Origin of the sequence: Conexibacter stalactiti (assembly GCF_033542075.1) — a bacterium.
Classification (GTDB): Bacteria; Actinomycetota; Thermoleophilia; order Solirubrobacterales; family Solirubrobacteraceae; genus Conexibacter; species Conexibacter stalactiti.
Genome location: NZ_JAWSTH010000046.1, coordinates 20006 through 35786, shown reverse-complemented (window position 1 = coordinate 35786; position 15781 = coordinate 20006). Strand labels below are relative to the sequence as shown.

Below are 15781 nucleotides of genomic sequence, written 5' to 3'. Positions count from 1 at the left end.
CATGTCGGGGCGCAGACCGGACGACGTGGGGAGTCGGCGAACGCAAGGGGAACTGGGTCTGACGAGCGGGTGGGCCGCTCGCCAGACCGCCATCGATTGATCCGATAGGAGGATCATGGATGCGTGCGCAACGCTAGCAATGGCGTCGCTCGCACGCGTGCACGCGAGGGCGAACTGCATGGGGACCGGGACGCGAGGGCGCCGCCGGCGCTCGTTCGTTGTCAATCAACGTCGTGCGAAGTGACAAATCGTTGCCGGCATCGGTAACAAAATTAATACCTTCGGTCGTTCAATGATTGGGCTAGGATCAGCGACGGCGAGCGGGTGGGCCGCTCGTCGAGCACGTCATCAATTGATCCGATAGGAGGATCATGCGTCTCAACGTTACGAAGCTGAGCGCGCTGTCGGCCGCCGTCGCGGCTGCCGGCTCGCTCGGTCTCTTGGCCGGCACCGCGGGTGCGGCCACCTTCCCCGCCTCGCACGACACGCAGTGTGAGAACGGGGACAGCATCTTCGGGCGCGGCGCGTCGTTCGCCCGTGGCGCGCACATCGGCTGGGGAGCCGAGATCCTCACTCCCGACGCCTTCTCGCGTCTCGGCCAGGGCTTCGGCTACAACGCGGCCGGCTGCAACAACTCCACCTCGCCGCTGGTGTCGTTCGCGATCGGCAGAGAGTCCGTCTCGTACTACCCGAGCGGTTCCGGCTCCGCGACGGCCCTGTTCGGCTTCGCCAGAGCGAACTCGCGTGTGGCGAGCTCCTTCGAGATCAACTTCGGCGGCACCGACGAGCCGGGGACCTCGACGCAGAACGGCTTCGCCGTCGACGGCGATCCGGCCGTCAGCTACGACAACACCGATCTCGAGACGATCCCGCTGGCGGGATCCGCGATCGCGATCGACGTCAAGCTGCCGGCCGGCTGCTCGGTCGACCCGGCCGATCGCATCCTCTCGCCGACCCAGGTCGAGGGCGTCTTCGCCAACGACGCCGGCTTCACGAGATGGGGCAACATCTTCACGATCACGGGCACGTCGGGTGGGAACGCCTGCTCGTCGCTGACGATCAACCGCGTCGCCCGCTACGACAGATCGGGCACGACCTTCGCGCTCAAGCAGTTCCTGCATGCGGTCGACGGCGCGGAGGGCTGGGCGACCACGTACTCGACCGACAACCGCGATTGGCCGAACAGAAGCACCAACTGGTACACCTCCAACCAGATCAACGGCGCCGGCGCGCTGCTCGACTCGCTCTCCGGCACGACGGTCGCGCGCGACAACGCCGGCTCGACGTCGACGATCGCCGGCGGCATCGGCTACGCCGACCTCGCGACCTCGCGCGGCCGCGCCTACGGCTGGTACGACAGCGCCGCGCCCGACGCCAACGACGAGCGCTTCTGGGTCTACGTCAGACGTCCGTCGGACAACGTCGAGGTGAGCCCGGCCGCGCTCGACGACGCCACGACGACGACCGACTACGGCGCCGCCTGCGACGACGTCAGATACTCCAACATCCCGGCCACCACCGAGGGCGACTGGACCGGCCTCACCGGGACCCCGACCAACCAGGACTACCCGATCTGCACGCCCACCTACGCGCTCGCGTGGGAGGAGCCGGCGGACTTCAACCGCGGGTACAACAGAAGCATCGCGAGCGCGACCGGACCGTTCACGATCGACCAGGCGCGCTCGACGAAGGACTACATCACCTATGCGCTGAGCGCCCATGGCCAGGGTCTGCTGGCCGCGCGCGACTACTCGGCGCTTTCGCCCGACCTGCTGAGAGTCGCTCAGGCGGGCGCGGCGGTGCTCGGCTGGAACAACGCTGAGGCCGGCGAGTAGCAAGACGCTCCAAGGGGCCGCACGGCGGCTCCCAGGCAGCGACACAGGATGGCGGTGAGCGGCCGGGCGAGCGATCGCCCGGCCGCTGTCGTTCACGGGTGAAACGCAGCCGGTCGCAAGCTGTTTACAACGAGCCGGTGGCCTGTGTTTACGCTGGCGCCGCCCGGACCCGGGCTCAACCACTCACTCCACGAGGGAGTCTCCAATGAAGAAGTCGTTCGCCGCCGCGCTCGTCGCGAGCGCGGCGCTGCTGCCTGCCGCCACCGCCGTCGCGCAGGAGCCGGTGCCCGTCACGACCTGCAGAGGCGTGATCGAGAACCAGACGCTCGGTGACGTCAACGTGCCGCTCGGCGCCGACTGCACGCTGCGCAACGTCGTCGTGCGCGGCAGCATCACCGGCAGAAGCAGCTCGAGAGCGCTCGTGATCGAGCGGGCCGCGGTGACGGGGAACGTCACCGTCACGCGCGCTCGGGGCGCCTTCACGCTGCGGGATTCGGTCGTCAGAGGCACGGTCGCGGTCGCTGAGTCGCTCGGTGCGGTCACGCTGACCCGTTCGGCCATCGGCGGCGACACGGCGATTCGCTTCGCGGACGGCGTCGTCACCATCGGCGGCGCCGCGGCCGCCGGCAACCTCTTGGGCGGCGCGCTCGTCGTCGAGGGCAACGACGCGGGTGGCGCGATCGCCCGCAACGTCGTGGTCGGCGCGCTCTCGCTGCTCGACAACGAGGGCGCCTTCGAGGTCGTGCGCAACGTCGTTCGCGGCACGCTCGACTGCGCCGGCAACACTCCCGACCCGACCGTCGCCGACAACCTGGCGGCTGAGCAGCTCGGCCAGTGCGCGACGCTCTGAGCGCGAACGCGTGAACGATTGGCGGCGCCGTGCGGCGCCGCCAACTGTTCACATCGCGGTAGCAAGATGTTTACGTCGTTGGACGGGGGCGCTCATACCGTGGCAGCCCGCGCGCGACGTGTTGACGCTCGCGGCGCATCCGGCCGCTCGCTTCCCCGAGCGAGCGCTGATCGAACCAGCCAGGAGTGAGGATGACGATGCCTTCCAACGACCGCCACGGACGCAGACCGAGGTCGCGACCGCCACTCGCACGCGCAGCGATCGGGCTCTGCGCGACGACGCTGATGGTGCTCTCGGCGACTGTCGCGGAGGTCGCGGCCGCGCCGCTCAGCTCCGGCATCGACCGCAGCTCGCGCATCACCGTCGGCGTGCCGACCGGCTCCTCCAACGCCGTCACGGCGAGCGCCGTCCACGGCGACACGCTCTATCTCGGCGGCTCGATCCACGGCATCGGCCTGCGCGCTCCCGGGCTCGCGGCCTTCGACACCGGCGACGGCCAGCTCGACGAGCAGGTCGCGGAGCTGACCGGCCGCGACGCCGACAGCGTCGCCGCCGCGCGCACGGTCGTCGCGGACGGCAACGGCGGCGTCTACGTCGTCGGCCTCGACGGCAGCGGCGCGAGCGGGGTGCGCCAGAGCGGTCTGTTGCACCTCAGAGCTGACGGCAGCGTCGACGTCGCCTTCCGACCGCGCTTTCAGGACGGCGCCGGCGAGGCGAGCGTCGACGTGCGCGATGCGGCGCTGGGACCGGACGGAACGCTGTACGTCGCCGGCGGCTTCGCGCAGGCCGGCGGCGAGCCGCGCGACGGTCTCGCGGCACTGGACGTCGCGACCGGCGCGCCGAAGGCGTGGAATCCGCAGCTCGGCGGTGCGGGCGGCGCCGACGCGGTCGTCGACAATGTCGAGGTCGTCGGCGCGCAGGTGCTCGCGAGCGGATCGTTCAACAGCGTCGGCGGACAGGCGCGCGACGGGCTGGGGGGCATCGCCCGCGCCGACGCCACCGCCACGGCGTGGGCGCCCCCGGCACTCTCGGCCGCCTCGGCCGAGGTCGCGCTGCTGACCGACGGCGACGCCGCGATCCTCGTCGCGGCGAGAGCCGTCCGCTCGGTCACGACGAGCGGCAGCGGGACCGTCACAGACCTCCCGGTCGCGGCCGACGGCGACATCAAGGCCGCGGCGACGACCGGCGGAAGACTGTACGCCGCCGGTCTCTTCACGCAGATCGGCGGTTCAGCCCGGGACGGGCTCGCGGAGCTCGACCTCGCCACCGGCTCGGCCAGCGCGTGGAATCCCGGCCAAGCCGGCACGACGCAGGGCGTGGCGCTGGCCGTCGACGCCGAGCGCGTCTACGTCGCGCTGCCCGACGCGACCACGCAGGAGCAGGCGTGGGGCGGAGCGCTCCGCTGCGGGCTGGCGGCCGTCAGCCGCAGCACCGGCGCGGTCGCCGCGTGGGATCCCCGCCTCGGCTCTGACGGCGCCTGCAACCGCCCCCCGCGGGGTCTCGCGGTCAGCGGCGGAAAGGTGTGGGCGGCCGGAGGCTTCACGACCGCCAACATCGCGCGCCGCAGCGGCCTCGCCGCGGTCGACCTGAGAACGGACAGAATCCTGCCGTGGGCGCCGAACGCCGGCGCCACCAACGCGAGAGTGCAGGGCCTCGCCGTCTCGCCGGACGGCGCGACCGTCTACGGCGTCGGCAACATGACCGCCGGCCTCAACGGCCAGCCGCGCATCGGCGGCTGGGCGGTCGCGGCCAGCGGGACGGCGAGCAGCGCCGCCGACGTCCGCGCCTGGGACCCGAACATCAGCGGCATCGTCCGCGACGTCGCGCTCGAGCCGACCGCGGCCGGCGATGCCGTCAGACGTGTCTACCTCGGCGGCGCCTTCACACAGATCGACGGCGACGCCGCGTACACCCGTCTGGCGGCGGTGGAGCCCGACTCCGGCGACGCGATCACGAGCTTCAGACCGGCGCCTTCAGGGGTCGTCAACGACATCGAGCTGGCGTCCGACGGCGCGCTGTACGTCGCCGGCGACTTCGCCACGATCGGGCGCACCCCCGCGGCGCGCAGATACCTCGCCGCGTTCGCGGCGGGCAGCGACGAGGTCACCGCGGGCTGGGACGCCCAGGTCGGCGGGGACGTCGCCGGCAAGGTGTTCGACCTGGCACTGGGCGCCGACGCGGTGTACGCGGTCGGGACCTTCGACGGAACGATCGGCGGTCAGACGCGGCAGTACGCGGTCGCGCTCAGACGCGCCGACGGAGCGCTGCTGCCGGCGTGGGCGCCGGCGCCCGACGGCGGCGTGGTGACGGCGACCGCGGGGGCCGACGGCACCGTGTACCTCGTCGGCGGCAACGGCACGAGCGGCAGCGGCTTCGGCAGCCTCGGCGACCAGCCGCGGCCGGCCGGCGTCGGCTCGGTCCTCGGCGGGGCCGTCACCGGCTGGGCACCCCAGACGAGCCAGTTCCGCCCGGTCGCCACGCAGTGGGGCGAGGACGTCCGCGAGGTCGCCGGCAAGTCGGTCGTCGTCGGCCTGCGGCTGCAGGTCGACGGCATCGACGGCCTGCCGCAGGAGGGGATCTACGTCTACGACGACGCCGTCGCCCCAGCCGTCCTCGAGCGGCCGTCGATCAGCGGCTCGCCGAGAGAGGGCGAGCAGCTGAGATGCCAGCCGGGCTCCTACGGGTCCGAGCCGGTCTCGCTGGCCTACCAGTGGCGGCGCGACGGCCAGCCGATCGACGGCGCGAGCGCGACGACGTACCTCGTGCAGGCGGACGATCGCGGCACCGCGATCAGCTGCCGTGAGACGGCCGAGAACGCCGCGGGCAGCGTCAGCGCGACCAGCGACGAGCTCACGATCGCGGTGATCAGAGCGGTCAACCGCGAGCTGCCGGCGGTCTCGGGCGAGGTCAAGGTCGGCGTGCCGGCGCTGTGCGCCCGCGGCGCATGGAGCGACTTCCCGACCAGCTACCGCTACCGCTGGCTGATCGACGGCGCCGCCGTCGGCGGAGCGACCGAGCAGAGATACACGCCGGTCGCCGGTGACGCCAACCGCCAGCTCTCCTGCGAGGTCGTCGCCGTCAACGCGGCCGGCGACAGCGCGCCGGCGGGCAGCGCTGCGCGCGCGGTCACGCCTGGAGACACCCCGCCACCGACGTGCGAGCAGCTCGGAACCTGCCCGAGACCGACCTGCGAGCAGCTGGGAACCTGCCCGAGACCGACCTGCCAGCAGCTCGGCACCTGCCCGAGACCGACCTGCCAGCAGCTCGGCACCTGCCCGCCGCCGCCGTGCACGGTCGGTTGCGGCGGTCCGCCGCAGAAGGTCGATCCGCCGAGCAACCGCATCACGGTCACGGCCGGGAAGGCGAGCGCGCGCAAACTGCCGTTCAGAGTGCGGGTCGCCGCGGCCGGAGCGCTGAGAGTCGTCGCGACGGCGAGACTCCCGGGCGCGAGAAGAGCGCTTCAGCTCGGCAGCGCGCGGGCGAGCGCGAAGGGGGCCGGTGACCTGGCGGTCGACGTCGTGCTCGGCAGAGCGGCCAGCCGCGCGCTCGCGAGAGCGCGATCGCTGCGCGTCACCGTTCGCTTCACGTTCACGCCGGCCGGCGGGACGGCCGCCACGATCGTGCGGACGGTCACCATCAGAGCCGCGAAGGCGAAGGGGCGCGGCGGACGCAAGTAGGGCCGGGGAGGGCGTCTCGCGGCCTGCCGCGAGACGCCCGCGGACCCTGCGCGCCGTGTCGCGCAGGGTCTCGTTCGCATGGTGCGGAGCTGTCGACGCGTGTTTATCCGGATGTTTACAGCGGCCTCTCGATCGCGGCCTATCGTTGCGGGCCGTCGCTGGTTGAACGTCGCCGTTTCGGCGCGGGCCCGCGCGACCCACCCGTTGTGAACACTGCTCAGAGACATGGCCCGCGGCATCGCGAAGGCGCCGTCGCGCGATCCGCGCCGGTGCGCCGCTCAGTCGCGACGATCGCGCTTCTCGCCGGCGTCGCGCTGGGCGGCAGTACGCCGGTCGTGGCAGCCGGCTTCGCGCCGGGAGCGTTTCCGGCGTCGTCGCTCGGAAGCGAACTGGGCGACCGCGGCTCGTCGGCGCCGCTGCTCTCCGGCGACGGGCGCTACGTCATCTTCAACACCAGCGCGGTGACGCTGCTCGGCGCGCCGCCGTCGGCGGACGAGTACTACAGCGACGGCTGGGTCCGCAAAGACCTCGTCAGCGGCGCCGTCGAACTGGTCGCCGCGCCCGAGCGCCGCAGACGCGGCGACCGCGCGCTCGTGCGCGCCGGCGACGCCGACACGGTCGCCGGTGTCAGCGACGACGGGCGCTATGTCCTCCTCGTCAGCAGAGCACCGCTCGTCGACACGGTCAGAAGCAGCGTCACGCCCGAGGTCTACGTGCGCGACATGACGCAGCCGCGCAACGACCCGTCCGGCTACGAGCTGGTCTCGGCCGTCGACGGGGAGGAACGCCCGCCGAGCTACGAGGACCGCGCCGCGGGCAGCGCGCCCGGGGCCGCCGGCTTCTCGCTCAGCGACGACGGCCGGACCGCCGTCTTCGTCACCTCGACCGCGTCGAGCCTGCCGGGCGCGACGGGGCTGGCGACGCCGCGCTGGCAGGTGTTCGTGCGCGATCTCGACGCGCGTACGACGCGGCTGGTGACGCGCGACCGCAGCGATCAGACGTTGCCCGGCACGCCGGCGCCGATGGACGGGCAGGGTCTCTCGGCGCCGACGCCCGCGCTCAGCGGCGACGGCTCGGTCGTCGTGCTGTGGGCGGCCGCGAACGCCGATCGACAGGCGCGCTTCCTCGACGGCGAGCTGTCCGGCGCGCATGCGCGCGCGCTGCTGTGGCGCGACCTCGACGCCGGCCCCGGCTCCGCCGCCCGCCGCGTCGAAGGGCAAGCCGACCCGGAGGACCCTGCCTGCCCGCCCGATGCGGTCTTCGTGCCGAGCGAAACCGCGACGGGACCGTGCTACGGACCGTTCATCGGCGTCCAGGGCACGGATCCCTCCGCCTCCTCGGCGCCCAGCCTGATCGGCATCAGCGACGACGGGCGGCGGGTGCTGTTCGCCTCGTCGATCCCGCAGCGACCGTTCAACGGCATCGCGCGCCCGGACAGCGCGTATCTCGCCGACATGACGCCCGGGAGCTCGCGCAAGCAGGGGATCTCGCTCGCGTGGGGGCAGCGGACGAGCGACCTCGGCGTGGCGGCCGGGTTGCTCGCCGGCGGCGGCCGCCACGCCGCGCTGATCTCGCGCGATCGCGAGTTCGACCGGCTGCGGCCGCTCGGCGGCTTCCAGAACGGCGCGCTGACGACGCCCAACGTCTTCGCCGTCGACCTCGACGCGCGCACGATCGAGCGCGCGACGAGCGACCCGGTCGGCGGCGACTTCGAGCTCCGCAACCCCAACCCGGGCGGCGTGCAGCAGCTCGCGATCAGCGACGACGGCGCCACGATCGCGTTCTCGTCCGACGACGGCGACCTCTTCGTCGGGGACGTCAACGACGTGCAGGACGTGCTGGTCGTGCGCCGGGCCGTCGAGCAGGTCGGGCCGCCACGGCCGCGCGAGCTGCCGCCGCCGCCGGCGCCGCCGGAGGTGCACGAGCCGCCGCTGCACCCGCTCGGGCCGCTGCATGCGGTCGTCGGCCGCGTGCGGGTTGGTCGCGACGGCGTCGCGACGGTGCGCGTTCGCACGCCGCTCGCCGGGACGCTGACGGCGCAGGCGACCGGTCAGCCGCCGCGCGCGAGCGGTCGCCGCGGGACGCGCCTCGCCGTCGGCGCCGCCAGGCGCACGGTCGTGCGCGCGACGACGGTGCAGCTGCGCGTCGTACCCTCGCGCGCCGCGAGAAGCGCGCTGCGGCGCGGCGCTGGGCGCCTCGACGTGACGTTGAGGATCGGCTTCGCCAGCAGCGCCGGCGACAGCGTCTCCCATCAGCGCTACCGGCTCGTCGTCGCGCCGAAGCCGAAGCCGAAGCCGAAGCCGACGACCAGACGCGAGCGCGCCCGCCGATGAGCCTCCGATCGGCCCCTGCGACGCGAGCGGTCGCCGTGCTGCTCGCGTCGCTGCAGCTGCTCGTGGCGAGCGCGAGCGCCGGCGCCGCCGAGTGGCGTCCGTTCCCGCTCCCGGTCCCACCCGGCGGGCAGTTCTCCACGCCGCCCGGCTTCCCCGGCGACCTCTCCTTCTGGGCGCCCGACCGCGGCTTGATGACCGTCGGCGGCAACAGCAGCGTCCCGCGCGGCCTCTACAGCTGGGACGGCAGCAGCTGGCATCAGCTCGCGACCGTCTGCGGCTCGGGTGCCGGCGCGCGGATCGCCTGGGCGGGGCCGGCCGAGTTCTGGACGATCGCCGAGCCGAGTCCCGGTCACGACGGCGTCCACAGCGGCGCGCTCTGCCGCTTCAAGGACGGCGCCGTCATCGGCTCATACGCAACGGTCAACGCACCGGAGTACACGTCGACCGTACGCGCGGCCGCCTGCCGCGCGCCGGACGACTGCTGGTTCGCCGGCGGCTTCGCCGAGACCGTCGACGGCGCCCGCTCCGGCAGCTTCCACCTGCATTGGAACGGCGCCGAGCTGCGCGCCGTCTACGGGCCGCAGGGCCGCGCGGTGACCGACCTGCAAGCCCATCGCGGGCGACTGATCGAGAGCGTGCTCGTCGGTCCCGGGTTCGGGATCTTCGACGGGCCGGTGCTGCGCGCGCCAGAGGCGGCGCCGGCGCTGATCCACTGGGCCGACGGCGAGGTCTTCTCCAACGATGCGTGGCTGCCGCGGCCGCAGCCGGGCGTGCCCGCGGACGGCAGCGAGCTGCGTGCGCTCGACAGCGACGGAGCGACCGCCTGGGCCGTGGGCGGCGGCGCCTACAGCGGGCCGGCCGCCAGAGCTGGAGCGGTTGCGCGGCAGCCGCTCGCGGCGCGGCTCGACGGTGACGGCTGGACCGACCTCGACGCGCGTGGCGCCGGCCTCGCCGAGGGCGAGGCGTTCGGCGACGTCGCGGCGCTGCCCGGCACGCGCACGGCATGGGTGACGGTGCGGGACGTGCGCGACAGCCCGACTGGTGAGAGCGGCGAGGGCGAGCAGCCGCGCGTGGCCTTCGTCGACGCCGACGGTTCCGTGACCGTTCACCAGCTCGCGGGCGATGCCGAGCCGCGGCGCGGTGCGGCCGTCCGCATCGACTGCCCAGCGGCCGACGACTGCTGGGTGGCGACGGCGCGCGGGTACGTCTACCGCTGGGGCGGACGTGACTACGGCCCCAACGGCGATCCTGCCTTCCAGGGCACGATCACGGAGCGGCCGAACGAGAACGCGTCGCAGTTCGTCCCCGACACCCCGCCGGTCGACGACTCGCGGCTGTTCGCGCCGCCGGTCGAGGCCCTCCCGGAGGAACCGCCCGCGGCGCCGGCGTGCCGCCGTCCCGCGCGCCTGATGACCGCTGTCAGAGCCCCGAAGCGCACCCCGGTCCCGCCGCGGAGAGGCGAGCGCAGAGGGGTGCGCTTCCGCCTGGTCGTCAGCTTCAGGCTGGCGCGTCGCGCGCGCGTCGCGCTCGTCGCGGAACGGACCACGGGAGCCGGCGCCCGCGGCGCGGCGAGAGCGAGACGCGTCACGCGCGTCGTGGCGCGCACCCGCCTGACGACGCTGAGAGCGGGACGGCGCAGCCTCGCGGTCACGGTCCGCACCGAACGCTGGCCGAACAGACTCCGCTTCGTCCTGAGAGAGCTGGAGAGACCGCGCTGCGTCAGCGCGTCAGCGGCCCAGACGGCGGCGAGCAGATGAACGTGCGCGCGTCACGTCGCCGCCGCCTGCGGGCGGCGCTCGTCGCCGCGGCGGCGCTCGCGACCGCCGTCGCGGCATTGCTGCTCGTCACCGTCGCGCCGCGTGATTCGTCGGCCCAGCAGGGCGTCGGCGACGTCACGGTCGAGGGCTGGCCCAGCGCGCTCGGCCTGATGCCGCTCGGCGGCGCAGCGCAGGCCGGAGAGGTGTGGGCGATCCGCCGCGCGGCCGGCCGAGGCACCGAGCCGCAGCCGATGCTGGCGCGCTATCGCGCCGCTGAAGGATGGACGCTCGGCGAGACGGCGGTCGACGAGCAGGGGCACCCGTACGGTGGCGCCGCCCTGCGCGACGGCCGCGTCACCCCGGCCGGCGGGATCGTGCTCGTCGGCGATGACGAACGGCGCCCGGACGGCGAGCAGCAGGTGGTGCTCGCGCGCGATCCCGGCGGGCCCCCGCGCGTGCTGCCGGCGCCGCCCGCCGGCATGCTGCTGCCACGCGACGGCAGCGTTCCGGCCGAGGCGCTGTCAGGGCAGGTGCTCGCGGCACGCGACATGGCGAGCGGCACCGAAGCGTTCCTCGGCATCGCTGGCCGACCGCTGCAGACCGGCATCGCGCGATGGGCGGACGCCGCGTGGACGCGCGAGCCGATCTGCGTCGCGGCGGACGCGGGTGGCACGCCGCCGGCGGACTGCTCGCCGGCCGAGACGCTGACCGGAGCCGAAAGCTCGCTCAGAATCGTCGCGCTCGCGGCTGCGGAAGGGAGAGCATGGGCGCTGGCGCACGCGGAGGCGACCCCCGGCGCGGGACCCGTGCTGTTCGAGCGCGTCGACGACGGCGGCACGCCGCGCTGGCGCCGCCGCACGACGGCGGCGCCGCTGTTCGACGTCGCGGCGACCCCCGCGCGAGCGGTCGACGCGGTGCGGGCGATCGACTCCGGCTGGGCGCTGACCGCGACGCCCCAAGGCGTCTGGATCGACGGCAGCTTCAGATTCCGCGCCGAGCCGCGCAGCGTCACGATCTTCACCGACGGTGCGACCGCGACGACCTGGTGCGACGCCGAGGACACGACCGGAGCGCTCTGCGACCACCCGCTCGGGATCGCGTTGGCCGCGGGACAGCGCTCGTTCGCCTGGCCGGGCGCGGGTCACGGTGAGCGGATCGTCGGGCCCGTCGCGCTCGACGGCAGCCGTGCGCTTCACTATGCGACCTTCTCCGGCGACGCCGTCACGCTGCGGCCGACCTTCGCGCAGGCGGGCGCCGCGCTCGCCTTCGCGACGCCGACGGATGGATGGGCCGGCAACGTCCGCGTCACGCGCGAGGCGTGGACGTCGCCGATCGCGCCGTGGTCGGTGCCGGTGCGGCGGCCGCTGACGGCGATCGCCGGCGAGCCCGGCAGATCCCCCGGCGCCCTCGACGCGCAGGCGCTCGCGGTCGGGCTGCGCGGGACGATCCTGCGCTACCGGCCGGGACAGGGCTGGGACAGCGAGGCGCTGCTGTCGGCCGGAGGGGTCGCGACGCCGGCGCTGCGCGGCGTCGCCTGGCCGAGCCCCGAGGTCGCGCACGCCGTCGGCGACGAAGGCGCGATGTGGCGTTGGCGCCAGGCGACCGGCCTGTGGGAGCCCGATCCGGCGGCGCCGTTCGACGACCTCACCCCGTACACCGGCATCGCCTTTCAACCGGGCGTCCCAGAGCGCGGCTACGTGGTCGGCCGCGCCGGCACGCTGCTGCGCTACGGCAAGAGCTGGGAGCGCGAGCCGTTGCCGCCCGAGACGCAGACGGGTGGTCCGCTCGGCGGTCCCGTCGACCTGATGGCCGTCGCCTTCGCGGGATCTCAGGCGCTCGTCGCCGCGCAGCGCCATCTGCTCGTCAACGACGGCGCCGGCTGGCGCGTCGACAGCGGCGCGCAGGAGCTGATCGACCGCGCGAGAGGGACGATCCTCACCGTCGCCGGGCTGCCGGACGGCGGCGCCGTCGCCGCCGGCGACGGCGTCGTGATCGAGCGGGACGGTCCCGGCGCGCCATGGCGCTACAGCGCGCAGCCGCCACAGGGCGTGGCGGTCGCGGCGGCGGCCTTCCGCGACGGAGCCGCGGTGCGCGCGCTGATCTCGATCGCGCCGGCCGCGACGGAGGCCTATCCGCTGCGTGACGAGCTGCAGCCGGCGTGGGTCGATCCAAACGCGCCGCCGCCGCGGCTGGGCGGCTTCACGCTCCCGGCCGACGGCTATCTCGTGCGCGAGACCGCGACCGGCTGGCGCGACGAGGATCGCTCGATGATCGCGTCGCCGACGGCCGACACGGCGCGCAAGCACGATCCCGTGCTGGCACTCCTGACCGGCGCGGCCGGCAGCGGCTGGCTCGTCGGCGGCTGGAACGACTACGCCGACTCGGTCGGTCGCGGCACCCCGCCGGCGGTCGGCCCGCTGCAGCCGCAGCACGAGACGGCCGCGGTCGGCCGCTACGACGCCGGCGGCCCGCAGGGGTCGGACAACGTGCGTCCGGCGACCGTCGAGCTGAACCCCGGACGTGCTCGCTTCGCCGTCGGGGGTGGCGCGCGTTGCCGCGCGGCATGCGCGCAGCTGCGCTCACTCGGGGTCGCTCCCGACCCAACCCTCGCTCGTGCGCTCGCACTCGCCGGCCAGCTCGCGGCGCGGCCGGCCGGACCTCGCGCGTTGCTCTACACAGGCGGCCGCGCAGCGGTGTCCGGGATCGGCGAGCAGCAGCGTTTCGCCGAGCTGATGAGCGCGGCGACGCTGCCGTTGCTCGCCGCGATCGGCGACGGCGAGGCGGCCGGCGACAGCGACGCCTACGAGCAGGCGTTCGCGACCTTCCCGGCGCCGCTCGGGACGGCCGCGCCGCCGAGCGGGATCGCGCCCGTCGCGCTCGGAGCCGCCGCGACCGCCGCGCGTGCACGGACCCACTTCGCTGCCGACAGCGACGGCCCGGAGGGACCGGTCCGGATCGTCGTGATCGACAACGCGACCGGCTCGCTGGCCGCGCGCGATGGTGCCGGCAACCCGGTCGAGGACCAGAAGGCATGGCTGCGGACGGTGCTGGCCGACGCGAGAACACGCGGGATCCCCGCGATCGTCGTCGGCAACCGCTCGCTCAGCGCCCGCACGGAGGGCGCCGCGGCCGACGGCGACGAGGTCGCGGCGATCCTCCGCGACAACGGTGCGTCGGCGTACGTGTTCGAGGGCAGCCAGGAGCATCGCGCCACCACGATCCCGACCGGCTCGGGCGAGGTGCCGCAGTTCGCGACGGGGACGCTCGGCTACCGCGATCCGACGGCGACGCCGTTCTACGACGCGACCGGGCTGTTGCTGCTGGAGCTCGACCTTGCGGGACGCGATCCGGCGACCAACCGCGCGCCGGCGAGCGTGCGCCTGCTGCCCGTGATCGAGGAGCTCGCGCTCGAGGCGGTCGACGGCCGGGTGCTCGCGCGCAGCCAGCCGGGGCTCTTCCGCGGCCTCGGGCGCCGCCCGCGCTCCGGCGACGTCGAGGACAACTACGTCGCGCTTCCCTCCGACCAGTGCACGGGCGGCAACCGCTGCACCGACCGCATCGACCCCGAGGTCCGCTTCAGCTCCAGCGATCCGGACATCGCGCAGTTCGTGAGACTCGACCGCAGTTCTCCGAACCCGCGCAAGCCGTTCGTCGACCCCGCCACCGACAAGGTCGTCCCCGACGCTTCGTCGGGGCTGTTGTGCACCTTCAACGCCGGTACGACCACGGTCACGATCGAGGCCGGCGGTCTCGCCTACTCGACGACCGTCACAGTGCGCGACGGCAGCGTTCTGCGCCCGTGCGGCACGATGCCGCTTGACCCGCGACGGTTTCCGAGCCCGCCACCGTCGAGACCGGCGGTCACGCCTCCGCCTCCGCCGCCGGCATCGACGCCGCCGGAGGACGACCCGCCGCCGGTCGTCCCGCCGCCCCCGCCACCCGCCGAGCAGCCGGTCGTCGCGCCGCCGGTCGCGAGAGCGCCGCAGCCGAGACCGGCGCCGAGACCGCCGCCGACGCCGCGGCCGCAGCCCGAGCCGTCGCCGGTCCCGCAGGCGATCGCGCCGCCCGGCCTCGTGCCGCTCGCGCCGCTGCTGCCGCCGCCGTCGGTCGCGCGCCCGATCCCGCCGTCGGGAACGGCGCCGGTCAGCATCAACGTGCCGGTGGCCCAGCCGGTCGCGCAGGTCGAGCGGCAGAGAGAAGAGGAGGAGGCGCTCGAGCAGTCGCAGGCGTACGTGCGCGTCTCCGCCGACCATGACCCGGGCCGCGTCGCGGTGCCGTTGATCGCGCTGATCCTGCTGGCCGCGGCCGGCGCCGGCGCGATCCGCCGCCCGCGCCGCGACCGCGGCTACGCCTACGCCGACGACCAGTACCGGAGGTTCCGCAGATGACACCCGTTCCCGCGCCGCCAGGCGGTCCGCACCGCGACCCCGTCGCTCGCATGCTGAGCGGCGGAGCGCTGCTCGCCGCCCTTGCCGCGCTGGTCTTCTCGATGACCGGATCGTCGCCTGCCGCCCCCGACCAGGGCCGCGCCGGCGGTCCCTCGGCCGGCGCGTCGCAGACGATAGGCGGCGACGATGGCGGGAGCGACAGAAGCACCACGAGAAGAACGGGCGGAAAGGGCGGCAGAGCGAAGCCGCGCAGAGGGGCGCTGCCGGGCGCGAGCACGCGACCGCAGCCGCTCGGGATCCTGCGACTCGACAGAAGACGCCGCTTTCCCGCGTCGGTGATCCCGAAGGTCGCCGCCGCACGGCAGGCGGACCGGTTGGGCGATTCGCGCGAAGCCGACCTCCAGCTCAACTGCGCCGCGGAGGCCGTCGACCTCGGCAGCTGGTGCCTCGACAGCGCGACGTACCCGATCCCACCCGAGCAGGCCGGCAAGAACGACTTCCGCTTCGCGGCGAAGACGTGCGTCGCCCGCGGCGGCTGGCTGCCGACGGCCGCGCAGCTGATCGGCGCTGCCGAGCGCGTGAAGCTGTCGGGCTCGATCAACGACAGCGAGCTGACCGCCTCCGTCGACGAGAACCCCGTCGACGGGCTCAAGGACCAGCGCGAGATGAGCGCGACGCTGTTCACGACGACCGCCGGGTCGAGCGCCGCCGGATCTCAGGGGCCGTCGATCGGCTCGAAGGGGAACCCGCAGGAAGGGGAGCCCGATCCGATCCCGCAGCCGGCCGATCCAGAGCCGTCGACGCTGCAGTACGTGACGGTGTTCGACAACCGCGACCAGGGCGGCTTCGCCGGCGGCAAGCCGGTCGGCACGCCCGAGCGCTTCCGCTGCGCCTTCAACAAGGTCCAGGGGCCGGTCGAAGCGGAGAGATAGGACGGCGGC

At 74.2% G+C, this 15781-nt stretch carries 7 protein-coding genes; all 7 read left to right on the top strand.

The features are described 5' to 3' along the window. Positions 1-371: 371 nt before the first annotated feature. The 7 genes from R7226_RS17145 (at position 372) to R7226_RS17115 (ending at position 15772) form a co-directional block, all read left to right on the top strand. Positions 372-1835: a hypothetical protein gene (locus R7226_RS17145; RefSeq protein ID WP_318598451.1), complete on the top strand. Its 1464-nt coding sequence runs from the start codon at positions 372-374 to the stop codon at positions 1833-1835. 205 nt (positions 1836-2040) lie between these two features. Continuing rightward, positions 2041-2685 carry a hypothetical protein gene (locus R7226_RS17140; protein WP_318598450.1) on the top strand — a complete coding sequence of 215 codons (645 nt, stop codon included), beginning with the start codon at positions 2041-2043 and terminating at the stop codon, positions 2683-2685. A gap of 197 nt (positions 2686-2882) precedes the next feature. Next, on the top strand, positions 2883-6362 hold the full coding sequence (locus tag R7226_RS17135; RefSeq protein ID WP_318598449.1) for a hypothetical protein: 3480 nt from the start codon (positions 2883-2885) through the stop codon (positions 6360-6362). A 269-nt stretch (positions 6363-6631) separates the two neighbouring features. Beyond that, on the top strand, positions 6632-8695 hold the full coding sequence (locus R7226_RS17130; RefSeq protein ID WP_318598448.1) for a hypothetical protein: 2064 nt from the start codon (positions 6632-6634) through the stop codon (positions 8693-8695). Further along, positions 8692-10452 carry a hypothetical protein gene (locus R7226_RS17125; protein ID WP_318598447.1) on the top strand — a complete coding sequence of 587 codons (1761 nt, stop codon included), beginning with the start codon at positions 8692-8694 and terminating at the stop codon, positions 10450-10452. The genes R7226_RS17130 and R7226_RS17125 overlap by 4 nt, the downstream gene beginning before the upstream one ends. Positions 10453-10454: 2 nt before the next feature. Continuing rightward, positions 10455-14840, top strand: coding sequence for a hypothetical protein (locus R7226_RS17120; RefSeq protein ID WP_318598446.1), 4386 nt, complete (start codon positions 10455-10457; stop codon positions 14838-14840). Then, complete coding sequence (locus R7226_RS17115; protein ID WP_318598445.1) at positions 14837-15772, top strand: hypothetical protein; 936 nt, start codon at positions 14837-14839, stop codon at positions 15770-15772. Before R7226_RS17120 ends, R7226_RS17115 begins: the two co-directional genes overlap by 4 nt. Positions 15773-15781: the final 9 nt, after the last annotated feature.